Below are 26609 nucleotides of genomic sequence, written 5' to 3'. Positions count from 1 at the left end.
TCTCCTTTAACTCATAATCTCTGTTATTGATACATTAAGAATATCTGCTATTTTAGCTAACTCATTTGCTTTTAAAGCTCTTTGTCCATTCTCAATCTTGCATATTTGCGATTGATTTAATATTTTAATTTTTTTAGCTAATTGGGATTGAGAAATATCATTTGATTCTCTGATCTCTTTAATTCTTAAACCGACTTCCATTTTGTTCACCTCAATTCTATTTTTGAATTAATTACATTGTAGAATCAAACTTCTCAAATCACAATTCCATTTTGGAATTATATAGTTAAAATATCTTTTAATTCCTCTATTTTCCTTTTAATTGCTTGACATAATTCTATTTTTGAATTATTCTAAAATAGAATTATTACTATATAGAAAGGTGATTTTTATGAAACCTTATGAAAAACTTAAATCTATTAGAATAGAAAAAGGTTTAACCACATATGAGTTATCTGAATTAACAGGTATCCCACAATCAACAATTAGCAAAATGGAAAATGGTAAAAGAAAAATTGAAACCGACTCAATTCAAGCATTAGCTAAAGCATTTAATGTTCCTATAAGTGATTTTTTTGATGAAAAAAATATATCTACTAATATAAATAATACTGATACAAATGATGAATTCGACGAAGAAACTAGAGCTATTGCTAGAGATATGAAAAACTTATCTTCAAGTAAAAAGCAACTTCTAAAAGAATTAATAAAAAGCATGTCCATAGCAGGAGATGAAGAACTTAAAAAATGATTCCGAAATATGCACGTTATAAATATTGTATAAATAAATCTATAGAATTTATATTAAATGAAAATATCAACAGGTTTCCATTTGATAGTGATACAATAATAAAAAATCGTAAATGGGCTCGTATTAAATACGAAAATTTAGCTGAAGAACATAATGTAAATTTAGCTGATATTATTGAGGCTTACCAAAGTGAGGATGGTTATAGTATTTACAATGGACGAAACTATACTATTGCATACAATAATACTCATATTCCAAAAAGAATTTATTTTACAAAGTTACATGAAATAGGACATATATACTTAAATCATTTTATTGATTTTGAAGAAACTATTTTAAATCGTTCAAATATGACAAAATCTAAATATAAAGTTTTGGAAAATGAAGCCAATTGTTTTGCAAGAAATGTTATCGCTCCTGCTGTAATTGTTAAGCACCTAAAATTAGATACACCTATTAAAGTATCAAAATATTTTGGAATAACAAAACAATGTTCTGAAACTAGATTGGATCTATTACAATATGATTTAAAACATATTTCTAAAGAAATTGAATCACAACAATTAGAGTTTTTTAAAAAATATCTATACAAAAAGCAGTGCTTAAACTGCAAAAATGGAACAACAGATGAGAATATATTTTACTGTCCAATATGCGGACATAATAAATTAATATGGGGAGATGGTGAAATGAACTATGATTATATTCTTCTAAATGACAGAAGTAAAGCTAAAATTTGCCCTACTTGTGAGAATGAAAATACTAATATCGACGGTAACTTCTGTCAAATTTGTGGAACTCAAATACTAAATGAGTGTACTAGTCATAAATGTAAATCTACTTTATCCGGCGATGCTAGATATTGTTCCTTCTGTGGTTGTGAATCAACTTTTAGTAGAGACGGACTCTTAAAAGATTGGCAAATAGTAAAATCCGAACAAGAATTTTTAGATTTAGACACAAAGCCAATAGATTCATTTTCATCTGCTCAAAACGATTTTGAACCTATTGTTGATTTTCCATTTTAATAAATAGGTTACTAATTACCAGTCAAAATATATACAAATATATATTTTGACTGGTTAATTTATAAAATAAAAAAACATATTTTTGCAAAGGAGATGATTTTTATGGATTTATTTAATAAAAAGAAAGTAGCTGCCCTTTCTAAAGAAATAGAACGATTAAATCAAGAACTGAATACTCTTAAAATTGTAAAAGATCAAGAAATTTATAAATTAAATCAAGAACTAGAACATCTTAAATTAACAAAAGATGAATTAAGTTATGTAAATCTAAAAAAAGATTTAATAAAATTAAATGATGATATTAATTCTAAACAAAACAATATTAATAATTTGAATAACCAAGAAAAATTATTGCTTGAAGAATGTGCAAGAATAACTGATAAAATAGAAAAAGATTCAAAAAAACTTTCAAAAATTAAACCATTATATTCATCAATTCAAAATATCATAAATAAATACTCAGAATTAGACATATTTAATAATAATATTGATAAAATCAGGTTAACATATCAAAAAGAACTTATTGATGAACTTGCACCTACTGTTACCTTACATCTGCATAGTATGGATGTGAAATCTTTAAGACAAGCCTTCAACATAAACAAAAAAGCTATTGATGCTGTTTTAGCAAAATACGAAAAACGCTATACTACCAAAGCTAACTTGGCAATATACAGACTTATGGTAATTGCACTAAGAGCAGAATTACAAAATGTACTATTTAATCTGAAATATAGTCAAATAGATAAAACAATACAGGATATAAAAAGTATAACAACAAAATATTTAGCTATAGCTGATGATGGAAACAAACAAATCTTAGGAACTCTAACTAAGTTTATATCCGAAATAGAATATTTATTTATAGAAGCTGCACAAATAGAATATGAATACTATATTAAAAAACAAAGAGAAAAAGAAGAACAAGCAGCCCTTAAAGAACAAATGAAACAAGAAGCTGAAGAAAGAAAACTCTTAGCCCAACAGCAAAAACAAGTTGAAAAAGAAGAAGAAAAGTATAAAAATGAAATTTCGAAAATTCAAGAATTAATAAATAACTCTGATGATGATATTAAATTGAAAGAACTACAAGATAAAATTTTAGAATTACAAAATTTACTTGAAAAAGTAGAAGATAAAAAAGATGAAATAATAAGTAGACAAAATGGAAAAGCTGGTTATGTATATGTAATAAGTAACCTTGGTTCTTTCGGTGATAATATATTTAAAATCGGAATGACCAGAAGAATAAATCCGATGGATAGAATATCTGAATTGAGTAGTGCATCAGTTCCATTTTCTTTTGATGTACACTCATTTATTTTCTCACATGATGCTGTTTCTTTAGAGCAAGAATTACATAGAATATTAAATAATCAAAGGGTTAATAAAATCAATTTAAGAAAAGAATTTTTCAAAGTAAATATAGATGACTTAAGAAAAATAGTTGATAATATAGATCCTTCTGCTGAGTTTAATACTACAATGTTAGCAGAACAGTATAGAGAAACATTAGCTCTTGAAGAATAAGTATTCAGCTACTTTGTAGCTGTTTATTTTATAGTTTAAAATAACATCTATTCGTTAAGGAGATGATAAATTGAACACCATTGCTATTTATACTCGTAAATCTAAATTCACTGGAAAAGGTGAATCTATTGAAAATCAAATAGAAAAGTGTAAAAAATTCATCGAATTTAAATTTAATATCGATAGTGAAAATGTAAATATTTTTATTGATGAAGGTTTTAGTGGTAAAAATGAAAATAGGCCTCAATACCAATTAATGATGGAAAAGATTAAAAAGAAACAAATAAACTCTATAGTTATATATCAACTTAATAGACTTGGTAGAAATGCTAGAGATATACATAATACTATGCAATTATGTGATGATCTTGGAGTCATAATTTATAGTGCTACTGAAGGTTTTGATAGCTCTACTAGCTTTGGTAGAGCTGTTATAGGTATACTTGCTTCATTAGCTCAACTAGAGCGTGAACAACTTGCTGAACGTGTCAAAGATAACATGTATACCCTAGCTAAAATGGGTAGATGGCTTGGAGGTCAATCACCTTTAGGTTTTGATGGTTCTAGAGAATACTATATTGATGAAACTGGTAAAGAACGTTCTATTACCAAATTAAAAAAGAATGAGGAAGAATTAAAGTTAGTTAAACTATTATATGATAAATATCTTGAAGAAAAATCTTTATCACAAGTTGGAAAATGGGCGCTTATTAATCATCTTACGGGAAAGAACGGAGGCAATTTAAATAAGAACGCAATCAATGTAATTCTCCAAAATCCTGTTTATGTAAAATCTTCAAAAGAAGTATTTGAATATCTATCAAATGAAGGTTATGAGGTATGCGGTGAACCAAACGGAAATGGTCTTTTACGCTATGGTAAAGATGATGAACCAATAGTAGCAACTGCTAAACATAAAGGGGTAATACCTTCTGATCAATGGATAGAGGTTCAAAAGATATTAAAGGATAATGCATACAAAGCCCCACGTATGGGAAAAACTAACACTGCTCTTCTTACTGGTTTATTACGTTGTAAATGCGGTTCTACAATGCGAATCTCCTATGGTCAAAAAAGAAAGGATGGAACTAAACCATTTTATTATATTTGTAATATGAAAATTAATAGCGGTGGTGCTAGATGTAATTTAAAAAATTTAAATGGTAATTTATTTGAAAAGAATTTCATTAAATTTCTAAAAAATTATAGTAAAGAAACATTATTTGCTGAATTGCAAAAACTACTAAATAACAGTAAAGATTTAGAGTCTACTATATCATCTAATAAAATTGATGTTGAAATTGAAAAATCTAATAAAGCTATAAAGCAAATATTAAACAAACTAAAATTAACTGATGATGATGAACTTTCAAAAATATTATTACAAGAAATTAAAGTTGAAAACAATAAGCTAAAAGCATTAAGTAAACAAAAGGAAGAATTACTAAATGATCAATCTGAGGTTGTTATCACTCAATCTGAAGTTCTTGCAATCTTAGATGATTTAGATAATTTTCAAAAAACTTTTGATGATTTAAATTTAGAAGATAAACAAAAAGCATTAAAATCACTGATAGAATCTATCACTCTAACTGATGATAAATTTATAGTAGACTTTAATATAAAAAAAAACTAGATAATGCTATAAAAAAATTATCTAGTCTATTCGCAAAATATAAATCATCGCAATTAAGACATCCATGCAGAAGCTATATGTACAGGCACCCTAGCTGGCCATAATTCAGTAAGACTAGCACTAGGATTGCCACTTCTTATCCTTCCAAGTTCAATTGCTATTGGAGATATAATTTCATATGAAAATGAACAATCTAAAACTAGAGATGGAAGAAAGGTAAGATATACTTTTGCAGGTGCTGGCTACTTTAAGAGAATGCAAGAACTAGGACTATATACACTTAATATAAAAGAAATCAAGAATAAAGTAACTAAACTTAATTTAGATAATATATTTAATACAAAACTTTGTTAAAAGCATAAGTAAAAGAGCTGTTTATTAAAACAGCTCTTTGTTATTAATATCCTGTTACTTCTTCTTTGTTAATTATCTTTATAATTGAACTTGTTCCAAGTCTTGAAACACCAAGGTTAATAAAGTCTTCTGCAGTAGCTAAATCTCTTACTCCTCCAGCTGCTTTTATCTTTACATTTGGTCCAACATGCTTAACGAAAAGCTCTATATCTTCTCTAGTTGCTCCACCTGTTCCAAATCCAGTTGAAGTTTTAATGAAATCTGCACCTGCATTTGTTACAACCTTACACATACTAATCTTTTCTTCTTCAGTTAGGAAGCAAGTTTCTATTATAACCTTAAGTATTTTAGAACCACAAGCCTTCTTAATTTCTCTTATTTCTTCTTCAATTAGGTCATACTTCTTATCCTTTACATGACCTAAGTTAATAACCATATCTATCTCATCTGCACCATTTGCAATGGCATCCATTGTTTCATAGATTTTTGTAGCTTTTGTCATATATCCATTAGGGAATCCTATTACTGTACAAAGAGCTAATTTATCTCCCACATAATTTTTCGCTTCTCTTATGTAAGATGGAGGAATACAAATTGAAGCAACTTCATACTTCATTCCTTCATCACAAATTCTCTTAATATCTTCCCATGTAGCTGTTTGAGATAACAAAGTATGATCAACAGTGCTTAAAATTTTCTTTTTATCCATAACATTACTCCTTTAATTTTTATTCACTTTTAGATTATCAAAAAAAACTAATAATGGCAAACCAACTTTATCCTATTCTGTCATTACCATCTCTTTCATATTCTCATTCTGAAATGCCATCTTTTCAGCCACATGCTTATAAATCTTATCAGTTTGATTCCATCTATCAGGACAATTTAAAACTACTATAATTATATCTCTTCCATCATGATTAACTGATGATACAAGACATTTTCCAGCTTGACCAGTGTATCCTGTTTTAACCCCATTAGCTCCCGGGATTTTCCAAAGTATTTTATTTATATTATTGTAGTCTCTTGAGAAGCCATAAGTATCTTTTCTTATTTCCTTTGTTCCAACCACTTCTCTAAACATATCATACTCCATTCCCTTAGCTGTTAAAACAGCTAAATCATATGCAGATGAATAGTGACCACTTGAATCTAAACCATGAGGAGATTCAAAATGGGAATCAAGTAATCCTAAGCTCTTTGCATAGTGATTCATAATTTCTGCAAAGCCTTCAACTGAGCCACCAATTCCTTCAGCTAAGGTAATTGCTGCATCATTACCTGACCTATACATTAATCCAAATAATAATTCTTTTATGGCAATTTCCTCTCCTGCTTTATAACCAACCTTAGAGCCTCTTATAGAAGCTGCATTTTTACTTACAGTAAACTTTTCATCTAAGTTTCCTCTTTCTATGGTAATTAAAGCAGTTAATATTTTAGTTGTACTTGCCATTGGTACTAATTCATATCCATTTTGATTAAATAGAATTTGTTTGGTTTCTCTATCCATAGCAATTGCATTTCTTGCACTTACTCTAAAGTTGTCCTTTGGAGATGCAAGTACATTCACTTGCATGAATAAAGAACTTAATAATACTGTACTTAATAATATTGATAATTTTCTCGCATAAAGTTTCATCAAAACCACCCTCTAATTCTCTTTTCTAAGTGTAGTTTGTCTAAATAACTAAAAAATAAACCTCTTACCATAAAAAAATAAGAAGTTTATTTTGGTTTAAATAGGCAATAATATAAATGTTATATGTTTGGAGGAGTACTATGAAGATTTTTCTAATTATTATCCTTCTTATTTTATTGCTCCCTATTCCTATTAAGCTTAGTATTTGCTACAGTAAAGAAAATTATTATATAAAATTATATAAGTTTACAATTTTGAAAAAAGGCACAAAAAATGGGGTAGAAAATAATAAGAAGAAAATCAATGAAAAAAAAATAAATGAAACTAAAAAGAAAAAGACTTCAAATTTCTTTTTCACAATATCTTTTGATCCTAAGAAAATAGTTAAGGCTTTAGATAGGAATAAATTTAAGCCAACACTAAGGCTTGAAGGCTCTCTTTCATACTCCTTAAATGATGCAGCTAAAACTGCAATATCATATGGAGCTATCTCTGCAACAATGCCTTTAATACTTAGAATAATAAATGTATTTTTTAAATCAAAAAAATTTAAATTTCCTATTACTCCTCAATTTAAAGATGATTTTATAGTAAATTTTGATATAAAAAGTATAATTTTCTTATCACTAGCTCAAATTATATATATGTTATTTTTAATAGCAAGAGGGTCAGTACCCAAAAAGGAGGTAAAAGACAATGAATAATGAACATCCAGTAGAAACTTTAATGAAAAGTACTATGGAAAACTTAAGAGATATGGTTGATGTAAATACTGTTATAGGTGATGTTGTAGAAACTAAAGACGGTAGCTGTATTATTCCAATTTCTAAAGTATCCTTTGGATTTGCATCTGGTGGTTCTGAATTTGGAGAAGCTAATACAAAAGTAAACTCTAACAGTGACTACCCATTTGGTGGTGGTTCAGGTGCTGGAGTATCAGTTAAACCTGTAGCATTTCTAGTAGTAAAGGATAATGCTGTTAGATTAATGCCTGTAGAACAAGACAATACATATGATAGGATTGTTGATACTGTACCACAAATTATAGATATGGTTAAAGACTTATTTAAAAAGTCTGGAAGTTGCAATGAACAACCTTCTAGTAATACAACACCTGATGTAGACCTATATCCTGATGATTTTGAATCAACAGATAAAGCAATTCATTTAGATAACCAATAATTCTCCTCTTAATGTTAAAGGGATATTAGAATTTCAATTAATAATTCTAATATCCCTAATTATTTATTCTTCACTATCTAATGCAATCTCTTCTTCAAGCTCTTGCTCTTCTTCTACAGCATAAAGGTCAAGAGATGGAAGCTCTTTAAGATCGTGTAATCCAAATTGTCTTAAAAATTCTTCTGTTGTACCATAAAGAATTGGTCTACCTGGAACTTCTAATCTTCCAACTTCCTTTATTAAGTCCTTCTCTATAAGCTTTTGAATGGCACTATCAGACTTAACTCCTCTTATTTCATCAATATCAATTCTTGTAATAGGTTGTTTATATGCAACTATTGCAAGACTTTCTAATGAAGCCTGTGAAAGAGACTGTCTTTTATTCTTCTTTAATAATTTTTGTATGTAATCGCTATGCTCTGCCTTAGTAACTAATTGATAAGCACCATTTATAGATATAAGCTTTATTCCTCTTGATACTTCATCATAATCCTTAATCATTTCATCTAATAACTCTTCTACATATTTAGGAGTAGCTTCAAGGTTAATTGCTATATCTCTTAATGATAGAGGTTCTCCACTTACAAATAGCATTGCTTCAATTATTCCTTTTTGAGTATCTTTTCTTGATACTTCCTTAAACTCGAACTGTCCTATGTCAAATTTATTCAACCTCTTCTTCATTCCTTTCAATTAATATTTCTCCAAAGCTTCCTGTTTGGTATACCTTTACCATTCTTTGTTTCATAAGTTCTAAAAGCGCTAAGAAAGTAACAACACATTCAAGTTTACATTCACATTCCATCATAAGGTCTGAAAACTCTGTAATCTTTTTTTCTTTTAACTTTTCAGAAAGATAATCAAATTTATCTTCTATCTTATATTTATCAACATATATTTTCTTCTGTATTACATTTCCTTTATTTTGTTTATTTAAATATATTTCCAGAAGATTATTATAAATATTATATAAATCAAGTAAGGTTACATTTCTTAATAATTCATCATTATCTACTGGTCCTTTAATCTCCTCTATCACTTCTGGCTTCTTGGTATAAATATTACCAGAGCTTGTATACTTTCCTTTAAAGAACTCAGTTGCTTCTTTAATCTTTTTATAGATAATAAGCTTTTCTAATAACTTCTTTTCTATATCTTCTTCATCTTCCTCTTCAACTTTGTGCTTAGGAAGAAGAGTCTTAGATTTTATCTCTATTAAAGTTGCAGCAACTACTATAAATTCAGAAGTTATCTCAAGATCCATTTCCTTCATCTCATCTAAATATCTTAGATATTGATTAGTAACCTTATATATCTCAACATTATAGATATTCATTTTATTCTTTTTTATTAAATGCAGCAATAAGTCAAAGGGCCCTTCAAAGTCAGCCACTTTAATCTTAGGTAATTCCATTAAAATTCCACCTTACTCTTCTATTTCATACATTTAGTCATACCTTATTATAATACCAATTTTGAGCTAATTAGACAAGCTAAAAAGGTGATAGAAGTACACTTCTATCACCTTTAAATTACTTAAAAATATTCTTTATATTATACTTGATAGAATCAAAGATTCCACCCTTCTTAACGTCTCTATCACAATAAATCTTAACTTCTCCTACCTTTTCTTCTCCAAGGTATACTTCACATTTACCTACTATATCTCCTGCTTTGTATTCGTCCTTAACTTCATCCATAACGACCTTTTTAACTAATTCGCCGCTATTTCCCTTTGGTACTACAACTTCTAGATCATCCTTAGCCTTAGCCATAAAGAACCTATCAGTTTGTTTACCCATTTGTACCTTATCTACATCTTCATCCTTAGATACAAGCTTCTTTCCTTCATATTTAGAGAAGCCATAGTTCATTAATATACCTGCATCTCTATTTCTGATTTTATATGTAGGTGCCCCCATAATTACAGCTAACATTCTTACTCCATTTCTTTTTGCAGTAGCTGAAATACAATACTTAGCCTCATTAGTAAAGCCAGTTTTTAGTCCATCACAACCTTCAAAAAATCTTACAAGTTTATTATGATTAACTAATTCAATTGGGGATTTTCTTCCTTCAGAGATTGTTTCCATATAAGTTCCTGAATATTTTAATATAGTTGGATGTTTCAACAATTCACGAGACATTAATGCTATATCTCTTGCTGTTGAAAGATGCCCTTCACATGGAAGTCCATTACAATTTTTAAATGTAGTATTTTTCATACCTAATTCTTGGCATCTTTTGTTCATCATGTTTACGAAATCTTCTTCTGTTCCACCTAGGTATTCAGCTAAAGCTACAGCAGCATCATTACCAGATGCTATTGCTACACCTTTTAATAACTCTTCTACTGTTCTAACTTCTCCTGTATCAAGTAACATTGTGCTTCCGCCCATTTTTTTAGCATTTTCGCTGCATGTTACCTTGTCATCTAATTTAATTTTACCACTATCTACAGCCTCCATAGTTAATAACATTGTCATTATTTTCGTTACAGAAGCTGGAGCAAACTTTTCATCTATGTTGTTTTCATATAGAACTTTTCCTGAAATAGGCTCCATAAGTAAATATGATTTTGCTTCTATACTATTTACTCCTCCACCTTTAGACTCTTCTTCCTTAGCACTTGTTAATATTCCTACAGGTAATAATAAAATAGATAGTATAATCATTAATGATAGAGATATTGATTTAATTATTTTCTTATTCATTTATCTTCCTCCCTTCAAGAATATTGTTTCCAAGTAATAAAAAAATATCACACTTTGTCGAATTATATAAATTTAAAGAGAAAGAAATTGAATAGATATTGCTTTTATATAAAGCAGAAAAACTGTCTACGCAGATGATTTTAATCATCTACGAGACAGTTTTTACTTAATTAACGTACTATATCATATATTAATGGAATCTTATCTTCATATTCATCTGAAATTTGAATATCCCTAAGTATCTTCTCAACAGCTTTATGTCCTTTGTTTTCATCGTTAGCATATATTCTAGCTAAGATGTCTCCTTCAGATACTTTTTCTCCTCTTTTCTTACATAAAACAATTCCTACAGCTAAATCTATAACACTTTCCTTCGTTGCTCTTCCTGCACCTAACTCCATTGCAGTTAAGCCCATTTCTTCAGCATGAATTTTTGAAATTGTTCCAGACTTATTAGCTTTAACTTCTATAATATATTTAGCCTTAGGTAAAAGATCTGTATTATCAACACAAGCTGGATCCCCGCCTTGTGCTTTAACAAATTCTTTTAATTTCTCTAAAGCTTTACCGTTTTTAATATTTTCTAAAAGAAGCTTCTTTCCTTCTTCAAAGTTTTCAACTTTATTAGCCAAAATAAGCATATTGCTTCCTAAAGTTAATGCTAATTCAAGCAAGTCTTTAGGTCCATTTCCTTTTAAGGTATCAATAGCTTCCTTTATTTCTAATACATTACCAATAGCATATCCTAATGGTTGATCCATATCTGAAATTACTGCTATTGTATTTCTTCCTACATTTTTACCTATAGAAACCATTTCTTCTGCTAAGGCCTTTGCATCCTCTGGAGTTTTCATAAACGCTCCATCCCCAACCTTAACATCAAGAACTATTCCATCTGCACCTGAAGCTATTTTCTTGCTCATTATACTTGATGCTATAAGAGGCATGTTATCAACTGTAGCAGTTACATCTCTTAAGGCATATAATTTCTTGTCAGCAGGTGCTAAATTAGCTGTTTGACCAATTACTGCTATTCCTATATCATTTACATTTTCCATGAACTTTTCTTCTGAAAGCTCTACTGAAAATCCTTTAAATGATTCAAGTTTATCAATTGTTCCACCTGTATGACCAAGTCCTCTACCACTCATTTTTGCAACTGGCACTCCACATGAAGCTACCATAGGTGCTAAAAGTATAGTAGTAGTATCACCAACTCCACCTGTTGAATGCTTATCAACTTTAATTCCTTGAATTTTATCTAAGTTTAAAGTTTCTCCAGAGTGAACCATAGACATTGTAAAGTCTGCTGTTTCTCTCTTATTCATACTATTAAAGAAAATTGACATAAGCAAAGCTGATGCTTGGTAATCAGGTATTTCTCCCTTTGTAAATCCTTGAATGAAAAAATCTATCTCTTCCTTAGATAGTTCTTCTCCTCTTCTTTTTTTCAATATGACATCATACATTCTCATATGCCACAGTCCTCCTATCTTTAGATAATCTCATTTATAAAGGATTTCCCTTCTAAGTTATTATCTATTCCTAAGTAATCCAAAACACTTTTTCCTATATCCGTAAAGGAATCTCTTATTCCTAATTCAGTTCCACCCTTAACTTTTTTACCATATACAAGTATTGGTATGTACTCTCTAGAATGATCTGTACTTTCTGTTGTAGGGTCACACCCATGGTCAGCTGTAATAATTAAAATATCTTCATCTCTTAGCTTTGAATATATTTCATTAAGTCTGCCATCAAAATCCTCTAAAGCTTTTCCATATCCTTTCGGATCATTTCTATGACCATAAAGCATATCAAAATCCACTAAATTTGTGAATATTAACCCATTATCAATCTTATCCATATATTCCAGAGTCTTATCAACTCCATCCATGTTATTTTTTATGTGAACAGCCTCTGTAACGCCTTTTCCATTATATATATCTTCTATTTTTCCGACAGCAGCTACACTCATTCCATTTTCTTTTATATATTCTAAAGCTGTCTTACCAAATGGATCTAAAGCGTAATCTCTTCTGTTTGAAGTTCTTTTAAATGATCCAACTTCTCCAACAAAAGGTCTAGCAATTACTCTACCAACAACATCCTCTCCAACTAACATTTCTCTTGCTATTTCACACATCTTATAAAGGTTACCTAACCCAACAACCTCTTCATGTGCAGCTATTTGGAACACACTATCAGCTGATGTATATATTATTGGATATCCTGTCTTTACATGCTCTTCTCCTAGCTCTTCAATAATTGCAGTTCCAGAGGCAACCTTATTACCTAAAATCCCATCTATCTTTGCTTTTTTCTTAAAATCATTTATTATTTTATCTGAGAAACCATTAGGATAGGTATTTAGAGGCTTATCAAGAATTACGCCTCCAATTTCCCAGTGTCCTGTTACAGTATCTTTACCAATTGATTTCTCACTGCTCTTTCCAAAGGCACCAATAACACTTTCTTCTTTTCCTAATGCCTTAACGCCCTCAATATTACCAAGACCTAACTTCTTTAAGTTTGGTATATTAAGTCCCTTGCAAGCTTCAAAAGTATGGTCTAAAGTATGACTTCCTTTATCTCCATACATTTTAGCATCAGGCATCTCTCCTACTCCAACACTATCTAAAACTATAAGTACTACTCTTTTCATAAGTAAAACTCCTTTCTATTCTATACTTATCTTTTGTAAAATTGATAAAATTATTATGCTCTAGGATGAGTATTACGATAGATTAAATTAATTTTATCACTATTTATTATTTCATAATAGGTATCCATATAAGTTAACACTTGATTTCCAAGTAACTTTTGCACCGCCCTAACATTAGCTCCATTTTGAAGTAAATGTACTGCAAAAGAATGCCTAAATGTATTTAGATTAACATCCTTATCAATTCCTGCTCTATGAGAATACTCTTTTACTATTCTCCATATGCCTTGTCTTGTTAACTTTTGGCCATTTAGATTTACAAAAAGATTTGTTACTCCTGCATCTGCAACTTGATCCCTTATTGCAAGATACTCTTCAATTGCTCTACAAGCACTTCTTCCTATAGGAATAAGTCTTTCAAAATGCTTATTATCTATACATTTTACAAATGATAAATCTAAATTTACATCTTCAACATTTACAGATATCAATTCTGATACCTTCATTCCTGTTGCATACATCAACTCTAAAAGCGCATTATCTCTAATTCCCTTTGGTCCATCTTTATCAACAGACCTTATTATTTTATCTACTTCCTCAACAGTTAAAATTTGTGGTAATTTCTTTGTGGTTCTACTGCTCTTATAACTTATCTTTGGAATATCATTAACTAGTGACCTACTTTTTAAATAGCCATAAAAACTCCTCAAACTTATAACTATTCTATTAATAGAACGCTCAGATTTACCTTGGTTTAAGAGATGTTGTATATAACCCATTATTGCTACATTATCTGAGGTATACAGATTCATTTCTTTCTTTTCTAGGTACTTGGAATAAAGATTTACATCAGTTACATAGGCATATACAGTGTTCTCACTTTTATCATTTTGTAACAAATAATCTTTATAATTATTTATAATTTCTATCATTGCTCTCTCCTACACCATTATTTATATTATATATTCGACAAATTAATCTTTTTCCCTTCATTTATCTTCCTATGTTTCTTTCTTTTTATAAATAGAATTTAGTAACCACAAATTTAACTATGCTTGGACATACGTAAGTTTCAAGTATAACCCCTAAAACAAATAATCCTAATAAAACAATAAGATAACTTCCTATACCATTTAGATTAATATTTACAGGAATAGACTTCTTTGAAAACTTTTCTTTTAATTTTTCTGTAGACATTGATAATGCAAATACACTTAAAGCAACATAGCACGGAATGTAAATTAAGTTCTGAGGAATTGTAGCAGCTAAGGCTAGTCCAATTCCTTTTCCTTCAAAAGTTGTAAGCAAAAAACCAAAAGTATATCCTAAGGTGAATCCTTTTATTAAATCTAATATTAATATTATAGGTGTTCCAAAGAATGTAAACCCTAGAACTATTATTGGTATTATTAATATAAAGTTCTTTTTAACTATGTCCAACAATAATGCTCCATAGTCTACAGGTCTTTCACCTATACCATTAACAAAGACAGTAAAGTAACTTGCTAAATCATTTTTATCTCCTTCGTTCATATACTTTACTAAATAAACTCCTATTACAATTCCTACACAAAAGAACAATAAGACTAATAAATAGTAAATCTTGTTTTCCCTAAAAGTTTCATTAATTTTTTCCATAGCACCCTTCATCTCTTACTCCTCCTAAAGTATGTATACCCTATAATATGATTAGAAAAGTAAATTTATGCATAAGACCTAACCATAAATATGTAAATACAATTATTATTAAACGAACCTTTTTCCTAGTATTTTACTTATAGAACCACCAAGAGAGTAATTTATAAATATTAGTCTTTTAGTAATTATGGTACTCTCAATAATCTACTTATTAAAATTTTTAATTCCATAGAGCTAAAAAAACAGGTTAGCGTAAAATATTAAATTTACACTAACCTGTTTACTATTGGCATTGAAGCATATATTGACATAAACAATTAATAGATTTTGTATCTATTATATCTCCTTTTTTAACCATTTCTTTCATTTCTTCAATTGAGACCTTAATGATTTCTGTAAACTCATCTTCATCTCCACCCTTAATTCCTTCATATATTCCAGTTGCAAGGTATAGATGAATTATTTCATCACAAAAGCCTGGTACCGTACATATCTTTCCTAAGTATTTAAATTCCTTTGCTTTATATCCTGTCTCTTCTTCTAATTCTCTTTTTGCACATAGGATAGGTTCCTCACCTTTTTCTAGCTTTCCTGCTGGCACCTCAATAATTACTTTATTTAAAGCTGTTCTAAACTGTTTAACTAAAATTACTTCACCATCATCAGTTAATGGTAAAATTGCAGATGCTCCTGGATGTCTAATAACATCTCTACTAGCTAGGTTTCCATCAGGTAACTCAACATCTATATTAGATACTTTTAAAAAGTTTCCTGTATATCTTTCTTCTTCTTTTAAAATCTTTTCTGAAATATCCATTTTATCTTCCTCTTTTCTAATATAATTTCTTATTTCTATTATACTTAATTATATGTTAGCTATCCACTTTTCTATAGAATAAAGAGTAGCCATCATTACTATGACTACTCTTTTACATTAAGCTTTTCTCTTTTTGAAATTATATATTAAGATAACTCCACCTGAAAGCACTATTAACACAATAAAAATATTCTTTAATAAATTATCACTTGTTTCTACTTCATTAGATGATGCATCTTCTTTATTATTTGAATCATTATTTTCTAATGACTCATTAGGCTCTTCATTACTATCATTAGAGTTTTCATCTTTATCCTGACTATTATCATTATCTGGATTCTCTTCATCTTGACCTAAATTATTATCAGTACCTGGCTTTTCTCCGTCTTGTCCTGAATTACTATCATTCTCCGGTTTTTCCCCATCTTGGCCTAAGTTGTTATCATTATCTTGTCCATTAGATGCCTTAATAAATTTAAACTCTTCATTATTATTTGATGGTAAACTATCCATTTCACCATCTTTATTTTTATCAGAATAGATAAATTTAAATTTGCCCTTACCATTTATATTATAGTTAGCATTCATTTCACCTTTAACTTTAATAGATGCTACCTTAAGATTACCGTATTCAACTAAGTTTTTGCTTGAAGTAACATAGATATCCACTACGTTTTCTACACTATCATACTTATAATTTTTAACTACGCTTTTATCACTCAAAGTATCACTCCATGTTAAAGAATCAAGAGTTACATCTCCATCTATCTTTAAACTAAGGCTAAAAGATTTAACTTCATAATTTATTTTATCAACAGATATTTCTACAGTGTTTGCTTTTTCTTCTACTCTTTTTATATTTGTTTCCACTGATGCAGAAGTTATTTTATATGGCATAACTATCATCATAGCAGACAACATAAAAAGCCCAACTATTTTTTTTATGTTCTTCATAGTATCCTCCTATATAAAGCTTTATTTATCTCATGTTTTCTGGAATTATTCCACCTTCAAATTTTATTTCAGGTAATACCTCAGGTATATTTACATATAAAGTATCACTTACTAATCTTTGACCTTCTAGAGTTTCAGCATCATTTACTCTATATAATTCAGCTCTTATTTCCTTTGGTAATGTATTTAGCTTGTCTGGAATTAAGTAGAATATCCATGTTCCACTACTTATTTCTCCAAGGTGTCCATTTTCAGGTACTTCTGCAAGAAGAATTTGTTCACCTTCAATTACATTATCCTTCTTATCTCTTAAAAGAACTGCATTAAATGCTGGGTTTCCTCTGTATTCTCCTGTAAATACAATTGATCCCTTTGGAATAACATCTCCTTCATTCTTTCCATAAATAAAGTCTTCAGAAAGGGCACCTACACCAGATTCCTTTAAATCAACATTATCTCCAGGCGGTGCAATAATATCAAGTTCCGCTATTGATATTCCACTAGCCTTTGGAGCAACAATTTTTACATATGATGCTTCATATGACCATAATTGTTTACCACCTGTAGAATCTTCCTCATTAAAGTATATAGTTTCTGAATTCTTATCTACACTTAAATCAAATTTACCACTATTAGCTAAAGTCCAATTTTCTTTGTCCTTACTTACAAATACTTGATAATTTGAAATTGTATTATTTGATAAAGCTCCATCTTCAATACCAGCTGTATATCTTAATCCAACTATATTTTGAACTTCATTTAAATTCAAAATTACATATGGATCTTGATTATTAGCTCTATCACCCTTAAAGATTGTATTATTTTTATTATCTTTAATCTTATTTATAGCTGGGTTATCTACTGGTCCTGTTGTGTTATTTTCGTCATTAACATCTTCACTTGATGATGTATTAGTTTCAACTTCCCATAAGTTTTTAGTTAAACTTCCATCATGTGATACCTTTATTGGATCTAGAGTTAATTTTTCTGTTTTATTTAAATGATAATCATAAGCTACTACTTCATATGTAAATACTCTATTATTAGCTGAAACATAATCAATAAAGTTAGAATCAGTAGTAAAGCCTATAACTTTTCCATTTCTATAAATTTCATATCCTAATATTTTATCTGAGTCTTTATTAGTTCCAAGCGTTAATTCTACACTCTTTGACTTAGCGCTATCATCATATGACAATGAAGCTTCTACACTTGTATCCTTTGACATTGCTTTAACTCCCGCAAGGATTTGTCTTCTTCCATTGTCATTAAGATATTGAATCTTTCTACCTTCTTTTTCATATCCTTTTTCAGCCATATAAGCTACATTTTCTTCTGAAGGAACTATTCCCCATGACTTAAAGAAATCAGTTAAGTCTTTTTGAACTACATCTGATGCATATCTTACAATCTTTTGCTCATAAGGTAACTTTGAATCCTCTGCAGAAGCTTCTCTAGCTCTCTTAGACAATCTTCCATAGAAGGAATCATTAGTTAAATCATTATCTCTATCAGTTATAAACATTACTGATGTTGGATTTTCATCATATGCTAAATGTAACTGCCAGAACATACCTAGTTGAGTAAATACATCTCCAGGTAAACCTATTGTTTCAGATGTTACCTTTTCATATATATCTGTATACTTATCTGAATTCTCTAATCTTGAAGGTGCTTTATCATCTAGTGTTTGAGCAAGTAATGCAATAACGTTATTAGTTACCTCTGCTTTACCCAGTCCATTCATTTCAGTTACGTGTCCTATTTCATGGGCAATTCCCCATCCAAATAAAGAACCAGACTCTTTAACTGTTCCATCTTCATTAAATGTATATGGTTTTCCATTAACTAATCCGCTTGCTGAACCATATTCAATTCCAACATGGTGACCAGATGCATACATAAATGCTCCTGCAAACATTCTTTGATACTTTATATTAACTCTACTTCTTGGTTGTAAATGCTTCTTCTCTGATGCATCTAAAGTTCCATCATTATTAAAATCAGGGTTTTCACTTACACCTCTTTGAGCATACATTAACTCCATTATTTGTTCTAGAGCTTGAAGGCTATCATATAGTCTATCAACTTGTTCATCTTCTGTTGCAAGATCTGATGTTATACCATTTAAAATAGCTGAAGCAGGTAAATTTAAAGTAGCCTTAGTTGTTTCTATATCAGTAGTATTTACAATGCTTGTCTTTTCATCATATTTGTAATTATTATTTGACTTATTTGCAAAGAACTTTGGATACTCATCCTTCATAGTATCAACATAATCCTTTAAGCTTCTTATATATTCTCTGATACTTTCCTTAACTTCTCCTTCTTTGCTGCTATCATTTATGTCTCCATAAACATTTAAATGAGGAATTTTCTTAGCTCCACTTACTCTTATTTTCACTTCATTATTAGAAGGATTTCCATTTGGATATCTAACGTATATACTTCCACCCTTTTCTACATCTAAATTATGTATCTCAGGCACTTGTAGTACATTCTTACCCTTTTGAAGTTTTACTGTCTTAATAAACTTTCCACTTTCTCCATAATGTTGAGTAAATGCAAGTTCAGGTAATACATTTCCTTCTGTTCCAACATAAACAACAATTTCTTCCCCAGCTTTTGCTGTGTATCCTAAAGCTTGATAATCATTTGAAAGCCCTAAATTATTACCACTATTGTTTATGTTTTGATTTACTGTAAATGTATTTTTACTTATGTTTTTATCATTAAGTATATCTTCTGCAAGTTTAAGCTCATCTAATATAATAGATTGATTTGGATGATACTCACCACTTACTACATCACTAGTGTTAGCTCTTTCTCTTAGTTCATTAATTTTATCATGAGTTACATTATCATTTAATTCTATTAATAAATCATCCTTAAATAAATTTCTTACATCATCCTCAATAGAATCATAATGATAGAATTTCATTTCTGAAACTGTTAGTATTCCTCCACCATATACGCTTAAGTTTAATTGAACCTTCTTTGCCTTAATAGCTTCTGGTAATTTCACTACATAATATGGCTTTCCATTACTAACCTTCTTAGTTGCTCTTATATCTCCATTTTCTATTTGGTGAAGATTTCCTTCCTCATCCCAATATCTAAGTACATAATTGTAAAACTCTCTAGTATGCTTATCAAATCTTGGAGAAAACATTATAGTATCCATTGCATATGTATCATCAAATTCAACTATTGGAGCTGATTTGCTATACATTGAACTATCCCAGTCATTATGTACCCATGCAGATGTAAAGTCTCCATCTACTATAGCAAACTTGTTTTCATCAGTTACTTCATTACCATCTATTCCACCTCTAGGATATGTTACATCTACAATATGATTAGTAACCTCTCCTATTTCATTAACTGTATTTAAAAGCTTATAGTTTGGTATCTCTGGAGCTATTAAAGAAAGTGTAGTTCCTGTATACATTTGTGATTTACCACTTTCACCAAAGCTATTATATGAAGTTAAATAAACCTCATAAGTAACATTATCTTCAAGTCCAGTTATTATAGTAGAAACACCAGTTATATTAGAAACTTTATTAAAGTTTTCTTCTCCCTTAGCTCTATAGAACAGATTATATCCTTCTGCCCCCTTCATCTTCTTCCAAGACACATTAAGTTGTCTGTATTCACCAACAATATTTATATTTTCTGGAGCATCTGGAGCTTTTTTAGGTGCTGGAGTGGCTTTTACTATTTTTGACCATTCACCCTTCCATGTTTCACCACTATAACTTCTTACCTTTATTTCATACTCTTCAAAATTTTCAAGTTCTGATAATTGTATTGAATTTCCTCCAACCTTAGTTACCTTTTCTGATGTATCTTTACCAGTATTAGTTTTATAAGAAACTTCATATCCATCAATATTTACTTGTTCTGACCATTTTAATTTGACTGTTTCATCATCAGTTTCCACTTCTAAAATTGTAGGTGCTGTACTTTCTGCCTTTGGAACTTCTTGATATACATCATTTAAAAATTCAACCTTACCTATTTGAGCAAGATTATTATTAGTTGGATCTGTAGCATTAACCTTAATAGTAATCTTTTTAACTGCAACTTGCTTTTCTAAATTAATTACTACTTTATCTGATACTGGATTTTCAGCTGATCTAGCAAGCCTTGCGTTATTATTTATCTTTTTCTTAATAACTCTACCATCTTCTGTTTCAACTAATATATTACCTTCTGTAATTCCTTTAACATCAACGACTACTTCTTCTGCCTTTATTTTAGGAACCTCAATAGATAATTTTCCAACTACTTTTTCACCATCTTCATCTACTTCTGGATTACTACTTGGCTCAATTGTAATTCCTTTATCAGAATCATCAAAAAGATCCTTTACTTCACCATGAACTACACCAACCTTTTCCTCTTCAAGGATTACAACCTCTGATGGATCAATTATTGCAGAAGTATCATATATACTTTCCTTCTTCTCTTCATTGTTCTTATTCATAGATTCATGAACAATGGCTAAGTCTGCAATATCAACTACTCCATCTCTATTTAGATCATATAATAGATTGCTTGTCCCTATATTCTCTAAAATTGATTCATAATCTTTCTCTGTAGTAACCTTATCACCATCTACGTCTACTACTAAAGAAACATCTCTATCGTTTCCTATATAAATTCTCTTTGAATAATCATTTATTTCAACTTTTTCTTTTAATACTATTGGAGCAAAACCTTCCCCATTAATCTCTAAAGTATATTTCCCCTTTGGAAGATTGTTAATAATAGCATTGTAATAGTACACATCACTATCATTAGTTTCCTCTAAATAATAATCTAATGCTGATATTTTATAGCTTATACTTCCAACGTACTGTTCTCCATCATTATTTCCAACAGGAATCTTAACTACCTCTTTATCCCCTAATTTTAAACTTAAATTTAATTTAGTTTCTTCTGTTTTTCTAAGTTTTAGTGGAACATCAAACTTTAACCTTACTTCTAACGTCCCTTGTAAACTGCTATTTATGCTTGCATTGCTACTTTTTGTTGTGGCATAAACAGAAACTGCTTGAGTTGATATAATTTCAGTTGCCATTACAGTAGCAATTAAAATAGCTAAAGCCTTTCTTTTCACCAAATTTTCCTCCAATCGTATATATAAAATAAAAAAACTATCCACTAAAGGATAGTTGCCATAGAATTTCATATTTTTTCAAATACTAATTATTATGAAATTAAAGAATATAATTCTTTAGCAACTGGCTAGCATAGTTTTAAACCTTAGCTCCTTTAGCTTTGCGTCTTTAGATTTCTCTAAATTTGCCAATATATATAGTTTTCACGTATATTCTACTATAATTTTCTTCAATTAGAAATAGTTTTTTAATTTTTATTAACAAATACTTCTTATTATTTAGGAAGTATTTACTATTCTTATACCAAAATATAAGAAATTTACAAAAAAGGCTTAATTTTTCTTTTAGGACACTTTTCTTAAATTCTTATTCAGTTTCCATTAACATAATCTTATTATTATTAATAATATATTAGTAGTAAATATTAATTGGAGGAAAGGCTATGAAAGAGTGTAATTTTATAAAAAATTGCTTTTACAATAAAAACTATATATTTATTTTATTTAATCAAAATATGACTCTTTCAGGGGATTATAGTATATTAAATTCAAACAATTATCTTATAATAAAAGATTCACTAAAAATAAAATTAACTAAATTTTATAGCAATGTTTATTCCTATAACTCCAATTATGCTACTTTTAGAATAAATGATTCTTATTTCTTTGAAAATGCTTTATTGAAGTGTGGATATATAGATACAAATAATGTTAAATTTATAAATAGCGCATCTGGATATACCCAAGACATTTGTACTACTATACCTATTGAAAAAAAAGATTTTTATTTATCTATTACAAAATGTAATTTTTATTCCTATAAAAACAATTCAGTTTCCTTAATAAATAAAAATAGTATCCCTTATTATGAACTATTTAAGGATGACTTCTTTGTTATTACACCACTTGGAAAGTTTGTACCTAATTCAATTATAAAAAAATCTGTAGATGAATATGAATTTTTATTTAATGAAGAAATAATAAGTACTCCTGAGGATGAAATAACACTATATTCAATAGCTTCTCCTTTATCTACTGATGTTCTTGGTGATAGGATTAAAGGAAATGAAAGCAATAAAGTTTATAATTCAATTCCTACAACTATTAAAAATGTAAGTATAACTTCATACTTATATAATATTTTAAAGCTAAGAGTAGATTTTAACTCCCCTATTCTTAGATATGATTCAAGTGATTTTGATGTGTATATTAATGGAGTTATTGCTCCATCCTATGGTCATTCTTCCTATAAATCTGAAGGAATTTTTCTAACCCTATATAATATTAATTCCTTTAATTATAACTATGATGAATTACTTGTTAAAAGTTCAAATAATACCTTCATATACACCTTAGATTTTCGTGGTTTTAAGGTATATGACCCAGTGGGAAAAGCTGCTGATACTTTTATAGCATTATGTGGAACCATAGAGAAAGACATTTCCTCTTCAATTTTAAAACTTAATTTAGAATTCAATAAAACTCTATTTAAGAACTTTGCAACCTTATCTAAAGGTATCTTATCTTCAAGTAAAGATAAGATTTCACTAAATATTGAAGGTATAGGGACATTAAATTTATATGGAAGTGACTTTTATAGTTATGATAATAAAGAATATATAGCTGAATGTACCATAAATGAAGATATTTTAAATATAGCCATAGATTTAATTGAAGATGATTTTTACTCTACTAATATAAATAAAACAAATTATATTTCCTTTTCACCTAACCAAAACCTACAAAGTGTAGATGGCACTTATATTTTAATATCCTATGAAGCTTCAGTAACATTTTCCCCTCCTCCAACTTTAACTATCTATCCTTTGGATGAAGGTAATGAATGGAGCATACTAGGTAAAACAATAGCCAATCCTGTAACCCTAATAGTAGATAGAAGTAAGACCTTAAGAAACTATGGCAATCTTAATGAGAAAACTACATTCTTAAATGACTTATATATAGTTCATGATGATTCCAAAAATATTTATGATGATGTTACTATTACTTTTACAAATATTAAAGCTTCAAATATCTATGTTAACTTACCAGATGAATATAACTTAGTTATTGAGTCATCAACTATTGATTATCAAAAAATATACTAAAGAGGAGTAATAAAAAAATGGATTATATATCAATTGAACCCCCCATGTTAAATAAGGACACCCTATCCTTTAAACTATCTAAGAATATAGATATATCCTTAAATGATATTTACTTATACAAAGATAAAAGTGAAATTTCAAAACAAGCTTTAACCTTATCACAAACTAACAATGAAATTTATCTAACCTCACCTTTGTTTCAAGATAAGTTCTCTATATTCTCAATATTTATAAAAAGCTCACTATACTTTTCAAACTTAATATATATTTACCATTTAAAAAATATAGCTAATACTAAAGAACTCTCCTTCTTATTATCAAAGGCATATTTAAATAAAGATTTATATAGCAGCAACTTTAAAGTAGACAAGATTACTATTAACAATTTTAATTTCATTCCAAATGAAATATACATTAGCTTCTGCAATGAAATAAACGAAGACATATCCTATTTTTTTCAGCAGGATAGTTCTATATTTCTATTTGATAAATTTTCAAAACCAGTTCCTAATGGTAAATACTTAATAAAAATATCAAATAAAGAAGGTGAATAAAATGAAAAGTATAACCTTTAAAAATTCCACCTTATCAAAACTAGATAGTTTATCATTAAATCAAATTAAAATTGAAAATATAAATTCTAAAATTGAAAATATAAATATCTCTAACTCAATGACAATATTAACTGGAACCTTCTATGGAAACCTAAATATAAACAAAAGTTCTTTTATTGTTTTAGACAGTGATTTCTCTTTATTAACTGGTTCCATCAACCTTTTAAATGAAAATACTCTAAAATCAGAAATTCATATTTATGGTTTATTAAAGGATTTAAAAGATGATATTTATATAAATTGCCACTCAAATATTACTTCAATGCTATATATATCCTCTTCTAGTCATAAGATTATTTACTCCTGTATATCAAGAGAAGAAAGTGAGAATAAATTTATAGTAGAGAAAATAGTAACTAAAGATTATACTAGTTCAAATTTAATACCAATTGATCTTAGGGCTCCTTTTACTGGATCACTTAAAGTAAATATAGACTTAGACACAATAGATTTTAAGAACAGTAGCAATATAAAACTTTCAATTATCCCCTACACTAGAATTAACTCATATAATAATTTAAGTAACTCTTCCCTATCAGGAATATCTGGTGATATAGAAACTATAAATCACTTAAAAACTCTAGTACCCAACCTTAAAATTAATGGGACTTACTTTATGGTTAACTGTGTAGATGGAAAAGGAAATCTATCACTATCAGACATAGATATTGGGAACACTAGGCTTTCAGTAATATTAAATGATAAAGAATATTTCATAAATAATTATTAATCACAATTCTCCAAGATTAACATAACCTATTATTAGGTAAATTTTATAATGGAGATGAAATATATGTTATTAAAAATAAACTCTGCAAATATTGTTTCTAACAATGACTCTACTTTAAGTGCTGTTCTTCTAAACGATTTAGGAACAACTCCTATTGATACCCAAAGCATCTCATCTGAAACCAATTCAAAAGATTGGTTCTCATTGAAAGGGTATAATGGATTAACTTTAACAGACCTAGTAATTACACAAGTAACACAAGGCTCTACACCTGCTAATGGTGAAATTACTATTACCTTTACCAATAGTTCTAACCAGGCATCTATTGGAGATATACTAATTCTTTCACCAGGAACAGTGATTCCAACCAATTCACCTTTCTCTAAAATCAAAAATACTGCATCATTAGATACAGGCTTTTCAGATACTTCTCCAGTTGCTTCAGTTACAGAAACTACAATAGCTCCAAAGGCCTATAGTACAAAAGATAATCAATATAACTTCAAACTTGACATAATAACTAAACAAGGTGATTCCATAAGTACTATTACAACAACTACAAATGATCCTATTACCGTTAATGGATTAGTAGTAACTAAAATAGTTTTTGATATAGCTGATAGTGATAATATTTATGATTCTTTAGAAACTTGTAACTACACCATTTCCTTCTTTGATTCATCTGATAATATAATTTATTACGAACCAAGCACAACAGATATTATTTCTGTTTCTTTTGTACCAGTTTAATAAAAAACTAAAGCTAAATAATTTAGAAAATTAAGAGACTTAGATTTTATTCTAAGCCTCTTTTCTTAAATTCTTATTCAACTTCTATTTTGCTTACTATATACTCTTCTTTATAAAGCGTGCAGCCATTCTTTTTCACCTTGATATCTCTATACTTTATTTTCCCACATGCATCTACATAATCAGTAATAAAAATATCATTATTGTTTATATAGTATCTATTGTGGTAATGATTAACCCTTATATTCTTCTTTTCTCCTTGAATATCTATATAGAAATCCTCTTTTTCATCCTCTTTCTTCAATTCTTCATAATTCATAGAAATTTCCTTCCTTATATAAATTAAGCTCAAATTAATTCAAAGAATT

The 26609-nt window shown here is 28.9% G+C and carries 24 protein-coding genes, 1 pseudogene and 1 riboswitch; of the genes and pseudogenes, 11 read left to right on the top strand and 14 right to left on the bottom strand.

The window, feature by feature from the left end:
• Positions 1 to 6: 6 nt before the first annotated feature.
• Positions 7 to 201 carry a helix-turn-helix domain-containing protein gene (locus tag DR024_RS16275; RefSeq protein ID WP_111919236.1) on the bottom strand — a complete coding sequence of 65 codons (195 nt, stop codon included), beginning with the start codon at positions 199 to 201 and terminating at the stop codon, positions 7 to 9.
• Positions 202 to 391: 190 nt separating this feature from the next.
• Between DR024_RS16275 and DR024_RS16270 the strand changes: the two genes are divergently transcribed.
• The 5 genes and pseudogenes from DR024_RS16270 to DR024_RS16250 all read left to right on the top strand — a co-directional run.
• Positions 392 to 751 carry a helix-turn-helix domain-containing protein gene (locus DR024_RS16270; protein WP_111919234.1) on the top strand — a complete coding sequence of 120 codons (360 nt, stop codon included), beginning with the start codon at positions 392 to 394 and terminating at the stop codon, positions 749 to 751.
• Complete coding sequence (locus tag DR024_RS16265) at positions 748 to 1779, top strand: ImmA/IrrE family metallo-endopeptidase (RefSeq protein WP_111919232.1); 1032 nt, start codon at positions 748 to 750, stop codon at positions 1777 to 1779. The genes DR024_RS16270 and DR024_RS16265 overlap by 4 nt, the downstream gene beginning before the upstream one ends.
• A 102-nt stretch (positions 1780 to 1881) precedes the next feature.
• Complete coding sequence (locus DR024_RS17910) at positions 1882 to 3309, top strand: GIY-YIG nuclease family protein (protein WP_242983115.1); 1428 nt, start codon at positions 1882 to 1884, stop codon at positions 3307 to 3309.
• A gap of 70 nt (positions 3310 to 3379) precedes the next feature.
• Positions 3380 to 4945, top strand: coding sequence for a recombinase family protein (locus tag DR024_RS16255; RefSeq protein WP_111919230.1), 1566 nt, complete (start codon positions 3380 to 3382; stop codon positions 4943 to 4945).
• A 63-nt stretch (positions 4946 to 5008) separates the two neighbouring features.
• A pseudogene (locus DR024_RS16250) lies at positions 5009 to 5299 on the top strand (FAD-dependent oxidoreductase); the annotation flags it as partial.
• A 43-nt stretch (positions 5300 to 5342) separates the two neighbouring features.
• Here the strand turns inward: DR024_RS16250 and deoC are convergent.
• The gene (deoC, locus tag DR024_RS16245) at positions 5343 to 6008 is read right to left on the bottom strand and encodes a deoxyribose-phosphate aldolase (RefSeq protein ID WP_027097724.1); all 666 of its coding nucleotides are present in this window, start codon (positions 6006 to 6008) and stop codon (positions 5343 to 5345) included.
• A gap of 72 nt (positions 6009 to 6080) precedes the next feature.
• A complete protein-coding gene (locus tag DR024_RS16240; protein WP_055183866.1) occupies positions 6081 to 6941 on the bottom strand; it encodes a D-alanyl-D-alanine carboxypeptidase family protein in 861 nt (286 codons plus the stop codon).
• A 140-nt stretch (positions 6942 to 7081) separates the two neighbouring features.
• Here DR024_RS16240 and DR024_RS16235 point away from each other — a divergent pair, with 140 nt between their 5' ends.
• Complete coding sequence (locus tag DR024_RS16235) at positions 7082 to 7645, top strand: DUF2953 domain-containing protein (protein WP_172458959.1); 564 nt, start codon at positions 7082 to 7084, stop codon at positions 7643 to 7645.
• Positions 7638 to 8123: a GerW family sporulation protein gene (ytfJ, locus tag DR024_RS16230; protein ID WP_027097721.1), complete on the top strand. Its 486-nt coding sequence runs from the start codon at positions 7638 to 7640 to the stop codon at positions 8121 to 8123. The genes DR024_RS16235 and ytfJ overlap by 8 nt, the downstream gene beginning before the upstream one ends.
• Positions 8124 to 8186: 63 nt before the next feature.
• Here ytfJ and scpB read toward each other — a convergent pair whose 3' ends face one another.
• The 10 genes from scpB to DR024_RS16180 form a co-directional block, all read right to left on the bottom strand.
• Positions 8187 to 8807, bottom strand: coding sequence for an SMC-Scp complex subunit ScpB (gene scpB, locus DR024_RS16225; protein ID WP_034865976.1), 621 nt, complete (start codon positions 8805 to 8807; stop codon positions 8187 to 8189).
• A complete protein-coding gene (locus tag DR024_RS16220) occupies positions 8788 to 9537 on the bottom strand; it encodes a segregation/condensation protein A (RefSeq protein ID WP_027097719.1) in 750 nt (249 codons plus the stop codon). The genes scpB and DR024_RS16220 overlap by 20 nt, the downstream gene beginning before the upstream one ends.
• 118 nt (positions 9538 to 9655) lie before the next feature.
• Entirely contained in the window at positions 9656 to 10837 is a 1182-nt protein-coding gene (locus DR024_RS16215; protein ID WP_055183869.1) for a D-alanyl-D-alanine carboxypeptidase family protein, read from the bottom strand.
• Positions 10838 to 11007: 170 nt separating this feature from the next.
• Positions 11008 to 12312: a pyrimidine-nucleoside phosphorylase gene (locus DR024_RS16210; RefSeq protein ID WP_111919226.1), complete on the bottom strand. Its 1305-nt coding sequence runs from the start codon at positions 12310 to 12312 to the stop codon at positions 11008 to 11010.
• A 20-nt stretch (positions 12313 to 12332) separates the two neighbouring features.
• Positions 12333 to 13502: a phosphopentomutase gene (locus tag DR024_RS16205; protein ID WP_027097716.1), complete on the bottom strand. Its 1170-nt coding sequence runs from the start codon at positions 13500 to 13502 to the stop codon at positions 12333 to 12335.
• 53 nt (positions 13503 to 13555) lie between these two features.
• Positions 13556 to 14434, bottom strand: coding sequence for a tyrosine-type recombinase/integrase (locus DR024_RS16200; protein ID WP_027097715.1), 879 nt, complete (start codon positions 14432 to 14434; stop codon positions 13556 to 13558).
• 85 nt (positions 14435 to 14519) lie between these two features.
• Entirely contained in the window at positions 14520 to 15152 is a 633-nt protein-coding gene (gene spoIIM / locus DR024_RS16195) for a stage II sporulation protein M (RefSeq protein ID WP_027097714.1), read from the bottom strand.
• Between the two features lie 271 nt (positions 15153 to 15423).
• On the bottom strand, positions 15424 to 15957 hold the full coding sequence (locus DR024_RS16190; RefSeq protein ID WP_027097713.1) for an NUDIX domain-containing protein: 534 nt from the start codon (positions 15955 to 15957) through the stop codon (positions 15424 to 15426).
• 117 nt (positions 15958 to 16074) lie between these two features.
• A complete protein-coding gene (locus tag DR024_RS16185; protein ID WP_065254356.1) occupies positions 16075 to 16911 on the bottom strand; it encodes a hypothetical protein in 837 nt (278 codons plus the stop codon).
• Between the two features lie 25 nt (positions 16912 to 16936).
• Positions 16937 to 22039: a M60 family metallopeptidase gene (locus tag DR024_RS16180; protein ID WP_146742890.1), complete on the bottom strand. Its 5103-nt coding sequence runs from the start codon at positions 22037 to 22039 to the stop codon at positions 16937 to 16939.
• A gap of 116 nt (positions 22040 to 22155) precedes the next feature.
• Positions 22156 to 22239: riboswitch (cyclic di-GMP riboswitch) on the bottom strand.
• A gap of 243 nt (positions 22240 to 22482) precedes the next feature.
• Between DR024_RS16180 and DR024_RS16175 the strand changes: the two genes are divergently transcribed.
• The 4 genes from DR024_RS16175 to DR024_RS16160 all read left to right on the top strand — a co-directional run bounded on the left by DR024_RS16175 (position 22483) and on the right by DR024_RS16160 (position 26241).
• The gene (locus DR024_RS16175) at positions 22483 to 24147 is read left to right on the top strand and encodes a hypothetical protein (RefSeq protein ID WP_055183877.1); all 1665 of its coding nucleotides are present in this window, start codon (positions 22483 to 22485) and stop codon (positions 24145 to 24147) included.
• Between the two features lie 17 nt (positions 24148 to 24164).
• Entirely contained in the window at positions 24165 to 24701 is a 537-nt protein-coding gene (locus DR024_RS16170) for a hypothetical protein (RefSeq protein WP_027097710.1), read from the top strand.
• 1 nt (position 24702) lies between these two features.
• Positions 24703 to 25491, top strand: a complete 789-nt coding sequence (locus DR024_RS16165; protein WP_055254681.1) for a hypothetical protein — start codon at positions 24703 to 24705, stop codon at positions 25489 to 25491.
• A 63-nt stretch (positions 25492 to 25554) separates the two neighbouring features.
• Positions 25555 to 26241 carry a hypothetical protein gene (locus DR024_RS16160; RefSeq protein WP_055183879.1) on the top strand — a complete coding sequence of 229 codons (687 nt, stop codon included), beginning with the start codon at positions 25555 to 25557 and terminating at the stop codon, positions 26239 to 26241.
• A 73-nt stretch (positions 26242 to 26314) separates the two neighbouring features.
• Here DR024_RS16160 and DR024_RS16155 read toward each other — a convergent pair whose 3' ends face one another.
• On the bottom strand, positions 26315 to 26560 hold the full coding sequence (locus DR024_RS16155) for a hypothetical protein (protein ID WP_055183880.1): 246 nt from the start codon (positions 26558 to 26560) through the stop codon (positions 26315 to 26317).
• Between the last annotated feature and the right edge of the window lie 49 nt (positions 26561 to 26609).

Source organism: Clostridium paraputrificum (assembly GCF_900447045.1).
Classification (GTDB): domain Bacteria; phylum Bacillota; class Clostridia; order Clostridiales; family Clostridiaceae; genus Clostridium; species Clostridium paraputrificum.
This window is presented reverse-complemented; position numbering and strand designations above follow the sequence as displayed.

Excerpts from the sequence above, each read along its gene's own strand:
- DR024_RS16275 (WP_111919236.1), bottom strand. The coding sequence starts at position 201 with ATGGAAGTCGGTTTAAGAATTAAAGAGATCAGAGAATCAAATGATATT.
- DR024_RS16270 (WP_111919234.1), top strand. The coding sequence starts at position 392 with ATGAAACCTTATGAAAAACTTAAATCTATTAGAATAGAAAAAGGTTTA.
- DR024_RS16265 (WP_111919232.1), top strand. The coding sequence starts at position 748 with ATGATTCCGAAATATGCACGTTATAAATATTGTATAAATAAATCTATA.
- DR024_RS17910 (WP_242983115.1), top strand. The coding sequence starts at position 1,882 with ATGGATTTATTTAATAAAAAGAAAGTAGCTGCCCTTTCTAAAGAAATA.
- deoC (WP_027097724.1), bottom strand. The coding sequence starts at position 6,008 with ATGGATAAAAAGAAAATTTTAAGCACTGTTGATCATACTTTGTTATCT.
- DR024_RS16240 (WP_055183866.1), bottom strand. The coding sequence starts at position 6,941 with ATGAAACTTTATGCGAGAAAATTATCAATATTATTAAGTACAGTATTA.
- DR024_RS16235 (WP_172458959.1), top strand. The coding sequence starts at position 7,082 with ATGAAGATTTTTCTAATTATTATCCTTCTTATTTTATTGCTCCCTATT.
- ytfJ (WP_027097721.1), top strand. The coding sequence starts at position 7,638 with ATGAATAATGAACATCCAGTAGAAACTTTAATGAAAAGTACTATGGAA.
- scpB (WP_034865976.1), bottom strand. The coding sequence starts at position 8,807 with ATGAAGAAGAGGTTGAATAAATTTGACATAGGACAGTTCGAGTTTAAG.
- DR024_RS16220 (WP_027097719.1), bottom strand. The coding sequence starts at position 9,537 with ATGGAATTACCTAAGATTAAAGTGGCTGACTTTGAAGGGCCCTTTGAC.
- DR024_RS16215 (WP_055183869.1), bottom strand. The coding sequence starts at position 10,837 with ATGAATAAGAAAATAATTAAATCAATATCTCTATCATTAATGATTATA.
- DR024_RS16210 (WP_111919226.1), bottom strand. The coding sequence starts at position 12,312 with ATGAGAATGTATGATGTCATATTGAAAAAAAGAAGAGGAGAAGAACTA.
- DR024_RS16205 (WP_027097716.1), bottom strand. The coding sequence starts at position 13,502 with ATGAAAAGAGTAGTACTTATAGTTTTAGATAGTGTTGGAGTAGGAGAG.
- DR024_RS16200 (WP_027097715.1), bottom strand. The coding sequence starts at position 14,434 with ATGATAGAAATTATAAATAATTATAAAGATTATTTGTTACAAAATGAT.
- spoIIM (WP_027097714.1), bottom strand. The coding sequence starts at position 15,152 with ATGAAGGGTGCTATGGAAAAAATTAATGAAACTTTTAGGGAAAACAAG.
- DR024_RS16190 (WP_027097713.1), bottom strand. The coding sequence starts at position 15,957 with ATGGATATTTCAGAAAAGATTTTAAAAGAAGAAGAAAGATATACAGGA.
- DR024_RS16185 (WP_065254356.1), bottom strand. The coding sequence starts at position 16,911 with ATGAAGAACATAAAAAAAATAGTTGGGCTTTTTATGTTGTCTGCTATG.
- DR024_RS16175 (WP_055183877.1), top strand. The coding sequence starts at position 22,483 with ATGAAAGAGTGTAATTTTATAAAAAATTGCTTTTACAATAAAAACTAT.
- DR024_RS16170 (WP_027097710.1), top strand. The coding sequence starts at position 24,165 with ATGGATTATATATCAATTGAACCCCCCATGTTAAATAAGGACACCCTA.
- DR024_RS16165 (WP_055254681.1), top strand. The coding sequence starts at position 24,703 with ATGAAAAGTATAACCTTTAAAAATTCCACCTTATCAAAACTAGATAGT.
- DR024_RS16160 (WP_055183879.1), top strand. The coding sequence starts at position 25,555 with ATGTTATTAAAAATAAACTCTGCAAATATTGTTTCTAACAATGACTCT.
- DR024_RS16155 (WP_055183880.1), bottom strand. The coding sequence starts at position 26,560 with ATGAATTATGAAGAATTGAAGAAAGAGGATGAAAAAGAGGATTTCTAT.